Annotated in this window: 6 protein-coding genes; all 6 read left to right on the forward strand. The window is 72.6% G+C overall.

Annotated features, from left to right (window positions below; translation table 11 throughout):
* The first annotated feature begins 155 nt into the window (after nucleotides 1–155).
* Entirely contained in the window at nucleotides 156–1853 is a 1698-nt protein-coding gene (locus ABT015_RS32755; protein WP_350885674.1) for a type VII secretion protein EccB, read from the forward strand.
* Between the two features lie 181 nt (nucleotides 1854–2034).
* Nucleotides 2035–2340 (forward strand): WXG100 family type VII secretion target, encoded by a 306-nt coding sequence (locus ABT015_RS32760; RefSeq protein ID WP_350885676.1) that lies wholly within the window; start codon nucleotides 2035–2037, stop codon nucleotides 2338–2340.
* A 102-nt stretch (nucleotides 2341–2442) separates the two neighbouring features.
* A complete protein-coding gene (locus ABT015_RS32765; protein WP_350885678.1) occupies nucleotides 2443–2739 on the forward strand; it encodes a WXG100 family type VII secretion target in 297 nt (98 codons plus the stop codon).
* Nucleotides 2740–2824: 85 nt separating this feature from the next.
* Nucleotides 2825–4072, forward strand: coding sequence for a type VII secretion-associated serine protease mycosin (gene mycP, locus ABT015_RS32770; RefSeq protein ID WP_502897458.1), 1248 nt, complete (start codon nucleotides 2825–2827; stop codon nucleotides 4070–4072).
* Between the two features lie 130 nt (nucleotides 4073–4202).
* Nucleotides 4203–4745 (forward strand): SigE family RNA polymerase sigma factor, encoded by a 543-nt coding sequence (locus ABT015_RS32775; RefSeq protein ID WP_350885682.1) that lies wholly within the window; start codon nucleotides 4203–4205, stop codon nucleotides 4743–4745.
* A gap of 92 nt (nucleotides 4746–4837) precedes the next feature.
* Nucleotides 4838–6073: a hypothetical protein gene (locus ABT015_RS32780; protein WP_350885684.1), complete on the forward strand. Its 1236-nt coding sequence runs from the start codon at nucleotides 4838–4840 to the stop codon at nucleotides 6071–6073.
* The last annotated feature ends 125 nt before the right edge of the window (nucleotides 6074–6198 follow it).

The following is a 6198-nucleotide window of genomic DNA, read 5'->3' on the forward strand; positions in this document are numbered from 1 at the left end:
GTTGCCGCGGCCCGGCTGGCCGGTGCGCGGACCGTACCCGTACCGTACTCACCGTCTGCTGCCGCATCGTAGAGGGTTCGTACGGGTTCCCGCCCGGCGGGTGCGGGGGGTGGTGCAGGCCGGTCCGACACTGTCTGACGAGGGGGACGACGAGGATGGCATCGCGCCGGGACGAGCTGAACGCGTACACCTTCGCCCGCAAGCGCACGGTGGGGGCGTTCCTGCTGCCCGGTGGCGGCGGCAGCGACGAGGACGCGCCGCGCCCGGTGAAGGCGGTGCTGCCGAGCGTGCTGGCGGGGGCGGTGATCGTCGCCGGGTTCGGGCTGTGGGGGGTGTTCAAGCCGAGCGCGCCGCTGCACTGGGACGACGGCAAGAACGTCGTCCAGGGCAAGAAGTCGACCACCCGGTACGTGGTGCTGACCGACCCGGACGGCCGGACCAAGCGGCTGCACCAGGTGCTCAACATGTCCTCGGCGCGGCTGGTGCTGCCGGCCGACGCCAAGGTGGTGGTGGTCGACGACGGGGTGCTCGACAGCTACCCCAACCACGGTCCGACGATCGGCATCCCGTACGCGCCGGACAAGCTGCCGGCGAGGGACAACGCGGACAAGCCGATGAAGTGGTCGGTCTGCGACCGCCCGGGCTCGGACGACAAGCAGGAGACCGTCAACCAGGCGGTGTTCGTGGCGGCCGGCCCGGACGCGGCGGCGCTGGCGGCCAGGGACCGGATGCTCGGCCAGGACCAACTGCTGCTGGTGCAGCAGGCGGACGAGCAGCAGGTCTCCGCGCAGCCGGCGCCGGGCCAGCCCGCGGCCGGGCCGGGTGACGCGAAGGTGTTCCTGGTCGACGCGCAGGGCCGCAAGCACGGCATCGGCTCGCCGCAGGCGGACGACAAGGAGCGCAAGTCGCTGATCACCGCGGTCTTCGGGCCCAACGCGGTGCCGCAGCGCGTCAAGCGCGAGTGGCTGGACACCCTGGTGACCGGCAGCCCGATCACCTTCCCGAAGGTCGACGGGGTGGCGGACAGCCCGAACCCCAACTCCTCGGTGGAGCTGGGCAACCAGGCCGACCGCCGGATCGGCCGGCTGGTGCACTACCAGGACCGCCACTACGTGGTCGGCAAGGACCGGCTCTACCTGGTGACGCCGTTCCAGGCGGAGCTGATCCGGCAGAACCCGGACTACCAGGACCTCTACAAGTACGACGGCGACAAGCGGCCGCGCAGCGACGAGATGACCCCGGCCGACCACGCCAAGCTCGGCAACGACGTCCGGCTGCCGAGCACCGGGGACGACTGGCCGCTGAAGTCCGGTGCGCCGGCCAACAACTGGCAGGACCGGCAGGACGCGCGCCTGGTCGTGTGCAGCACCTTCGACGGCGTCGCCGAGGACGGCCGCACTCCCCGGCGCAGCGTGTGGGCCGGGACGTCCTACCCGGCGCCGTACAACAACGGCGCGGGCGCCGCGTACGTGACGCCCGGGCACGGCCTCTTCTACCGCGCGCTGGACAACGCGGCGGGCGGCTCCGGCACCGACTTCCTGATCACCGAGACCGGTCTGCGCTATTCGGTGCCGTCCAACGGCGACGGCGGCCGCGGCGCCACCACCCCGCCCACCCCGCAGCCGGGCCGGAGCGGACAGCCGGGCCAGGGCGCCGCCCCGAGGGCGCCCACCCCGCAGCCGGGCGCCACCACGCCGGACCAGCAGCCGCCGCAGGACGAATCGGGCGCCAACCAGGCCAGGTTGGGCTACAAGGAGCTCCAGCCGCTCCCGGTGCCGCACGAGTGGTCGGACCTCGTCCCGGCCGGACCGCCGCTGACGGCGAAGAGCGCCGCCCAGCCGCAGAACGCCTGATCGACCAAGCCCGGCAACGGAATTGGCCGCGGTGTCATGGTCCGGTAACTGCGCCGAGTTCGGTGTTGGGCGAGCTGCGTGTGCCGACTACAGTGCTCCTGGACATCACTAGGGTGATGGGACGGTCGGGCCGCGCTGCCCTCCGTACACGCAATGTCTGTCTCATGGGGGATGGTGGAGCATGGCTCAGGGTCAGTTCACGATGACCGCTCAGGAGATGCTGGCTTTCGCCAAGCGGATCGAGGACGCGATCGGGAAGATCGAGGCCGAGCGGCAGAAGCTCATCAGCACGGTCGATGGCATCACCGGCGGCTGGCAGGGCCAGGCGGCGAACGCCTACAAGGCCTTGCAGGACCAGGTCAACACCGACATCGCGAAGCTGAAGGAGTCGCTGACCGCGATCCAGCACGCGATCGAGCTGACCACCAAGCACTACGCGAGCACCGAGGAAGAGCAGAAGGCGCTGTTCTCCAACGCCCAGGGCTGATCAGCCGCACCGCGCTGATCACCGTTCTGTTCCGACCTTCCGCTCGGTGGGGCGCCCGCGGCTGAGCGCGGGGTGCTCCGCATCCTCGTCAAGGGAGACATCGTGTCCGACCACATCCTCGTCAACTTCGAGACCGTCCACCACGCGGCCGAGGAAGTGCGCGCCTCGGCCGGTCGCATCGACCACCTGCTGAACGACCTCAAGGGCGACGTCAACCGCATCGCGTCCAGCTGGCAGGGCGCGGCCCAGGAGGGCTACCGGGCCCACCAGACCCAGTGGGACGCGCGCGCCGCCGACCTGCAGAAGGTCTGCACGCAGATCGCCTCCTCGCTGGACGGCGCCGCGCAGAGCTACCGGACGACCGAGAACAACAACGCCAAGCTGTGGGGGAACAGCTGACCACGCGTTCCCCAGCGGGAACGTGAGGGGGCGGGTGCTCGGACTGCGGGCACCCGCCCTTCGGCGCGCGGCACGGGTGGACGACATGAGGGGTGGCAGGGTGTCCGGACGCGGGTACCGGAAGGCGGCCGCGGCACTGGCCGCGCTCGCCGTGCTGGGCGGCCCGCTCGCCGCCCCGGCGCACGCGGACAGCGGACCAGGGCTGGCCGCCGCGGGCGACTGCCCGAAGAACGCGCCCGACGTGCCGACCGTGCCGTGGTCGCTGCAGCGCCTGCTGCTGGACGAGCTGTGGCAGGGCGGTCGGACCACCGGCGCGGGGGTGACCGTCGCGGTCATCGACACCGGCGTGGACGACCAGAACCCGCAGCTGGCCGGCAAGGTCCTGGAGGGCCGCAACCTGCTGGTCAACCGGGAGACCAAGGAGAAGGTCCCGGGCAGCTCCAAGGAGGACCCGGTCGGCCACGGCACCAAGGTGGCCGGCATCATCGCCGCCCGCCGTGACGACCGGACGGGCTTCGTCGGGCTCGCCCCCGACGCCACCATCCTGTCGATCCGCCAGAACGACAGCGACGGCAACGGCGACGTCTCCACCCTGGTCCAGGCCGTCAACGAGGCGGTCAGGGCCAAGGCGCAGGTCATCAACATCTCCCAGGACGTCCGCGGCGCCGGCGCCGCCGGCTTCGGCGGGTACCAGGAGCTGAAGGCCGCCGTCCAGGCCGCCGAGGACAGCGGCGTCGTGGTGGTCGCCTCCACCGGCAACGACGGCAAGGAGGGCGACACCTACCCCGGCGCGTTCCCGACCGTGCTCGCCGTCGGCGCCTCCGACCGCAACAACGAGCGCGCCCCGTTCTCCCAGTACGGCTCCTTCGTGAAGGTCGCCGCACCCGGCGTCGACATGCTCTCCACCGTCCCCCGGGGCGGCCAGTGCGTCGACAACGGCACCAGCTTCTCCGCCCCGTACGTGTCCGGGCTCGTCGCACTGCTGGTCGGCGCGCACCCGAACTGGAAGCCGGCCCAGGTGCGGGCCTGGATCGAGCAGACCGCCCAGCGCACCCAGCGCGATCCGGACCGGTTCGTCGGCTGGGGCGTGGTCGACCCGGTCAGGGCCGTCACCAAGGCCCCCGAGAGCGCGCCGTTCACCGCCACCCCGGACGCCCCCGTCCAACTGGCCGCCGCCCCGATCGTGCCCCGGCCGGTCGGCCTCGGCGAGACCCAGGCCGACCGCGACGGCCGCACCGCGACGTACGTCCTCGGCATCGGGGCGCTGCTGGTCGCGCTGCTCATCGGCGGCGGCGTCGTCCTGCGCGACCTGCGCCGCAGGTCCGCCGACTGATCCGGGTGCGCGGCACCTGCCCGGCGCCCGGGGAGTGCACGGAGGAATCCTCCGCAACGGCTGTAACGTCGTGGGCCGCTCGCCGCATCCAAGAAGTGTCGGGGAGCGCGGACACGGGGGAGCGGTGGGCATGGGGTGGATCGGGGCGGGCCGGGAGGCCGAGGACGCCGAGTTCCTGGAGCTGGTGTCCGGCCGCACCGGCCACCTGTACCGCTCGGCCTGCCTGCTGACCAGCGGCGACACCCACTACGCCGAGGACCTCGTCCAGGAGGCCCTCAGCCGGATGTACGTGCTCTGGCGGCGCAGCGCCTGGACCGGCGGCCGGAACCGGATCGACAACCCGGCCGCCTACACCCACACGGTGATGGTGCGCACCTTCCTCGCCCAGCAGCGCCGCCGCTCCAGCACCGAGCGCCCCATCGGGGCGGTGCCCGAGTCGGAGGCGCGGGAGGCGGACGGCGCGCTGCGGATGACCCTGCTCGACGCCCTCGGCCGGATGCCGCCCAAGGACCGCGCCGTCCTGGTGCTGCGCTACTGGGAGGACCGCAGCGTCGCGGAGACCGCCGAGGTGCTGCGCTCCTCCCCGGGGGCGGTCCGCACCCGCACCACCCGGGCGCTGGCCCGGCTGCGCGGCCTGCTCGGCGACTCGCTGGCCGAGCTCGCCGCCCGCTGACCATTTCTCGCAGTCCGGGACGCGATCCGTGGCGCGATCCGTGACGCGACTTCGTGACGCAACTTCGTGACGCAAGGAGACGGTGACCACCCATGTCCGAACCGGACAAGTTCGAGGACGATCTTCTCTACGCCCTCACCCGTACGGGCGAGGGCTTCCACACCGAGCCGTCCGACCTGCTCGCGGGCGGGTACCAGCGCGGCCGCCGCCGCTGGCGCCGCCGCTCGACCGCCGCCGTGGTGGGCGGCGCGGCCGCGCTGGCCCTGGTGGGGACCGGCGCGGTGTACCTCACCGGCTCCTCGCCGCGCCCGAGTACGGTGCCCGCGGCCGCCCCGAGCACCGCCGGTGGCGGCGGGAGCGGCTCGGCGGCTCCGGCCGCGGCCTCCTCCGCGGAGCCGGGTGAGGTCACCGGCGAGGAGGTGCTGGCCACCCTGCGGGGTCTGCTGCCGGGCGGCCGGACCAGCGACGAGAACGCCGGCCAACGCCAGGGCGGCACGCTGGTCTTCGACGACGGCCGGGGCAGGGCCGCGATGGCGGTCTCGGTCAACCGGGTCGGGGCCGGCAGCCCGGTCCTGACGGAGAACGGCTGCCCGGACCGGAAGCTCGTCCCGTACGACGCCTGCACCAGCGCGGGCCTGCCGGGCGGCGGCAAGCTGACCCTGTTCCAGGGCTACGAGTACCCGAACAAGCAGGCGGGCACCAAGAGGTGGTCCGCCTGGCTGGGCGGCGCCGACGGCCGTGTGATCGAGCTGACGGAGTGGAACGCCGAGGCGGAGAAGGGCGCGCCGGACAGCCGTCGGACGCCGCCGCTGTCGCCGGAGCAGCTGAGGGCGGTCGTCACCGACAAGGCCTGGGACGGGATCATCGCCAGGTTCCCCGAGCCGCGGCCGGAGCCGGGGCCGGACAACGGCAAGGAGTACGGCAAGGACGAGATCCTGGCGATCGTCGCCAAGCTGCTGCCGTCCGGGCTGACCGAGACGGAGACCGGGGGCCAGCCGGGCTACGCGAACTTCGTGGTCAACGACGGCAAGGGCAAGTCCCTGGTCGAGATCAATGTGCAGGACTGGTCCCGCGACGACAAGACCAAGGAGGAGCTGTTCGGCAGCGCCCAGGCGCAGCCGGACGGCACCAGGGTGGTGGTCGGCAAGCGGGGTTCCAACCCGGGCATGTGGACCGTCGACACCCTGCACGCGGACGGCCTGCGGGTGGTGATCAGCGCGTTCAACAGTGGCACCCAGCAGACCCCGGCGACCCGCAGCACCCCGGCGCTGAGCAACGACCAGCTGAAGGCGATCGCCACCGCGCCGGTGTGGAAGCTGAGGAAGTAGCGGCGCGGACGTGGCAGTGCCCCGGGCGAGGGGGCGGTTTCTAGGGGTCGTTGCAACACGTGGTCGGTTTGATCAGGCCGCGATGAGTTTATGCAGGCGCTCGGCTGGGGTTTCCCAGCCGAGCG

The organism is Kitasatospora sp. NPDC094016, from assembly GCF_040304045.1.
In the GTDB taxonomy this organism is placed as follows: Bacteria; Actinomycetota; Actinomycetes; order Streptomycetales; family Streptomycetaceae; genus Kitasatospora.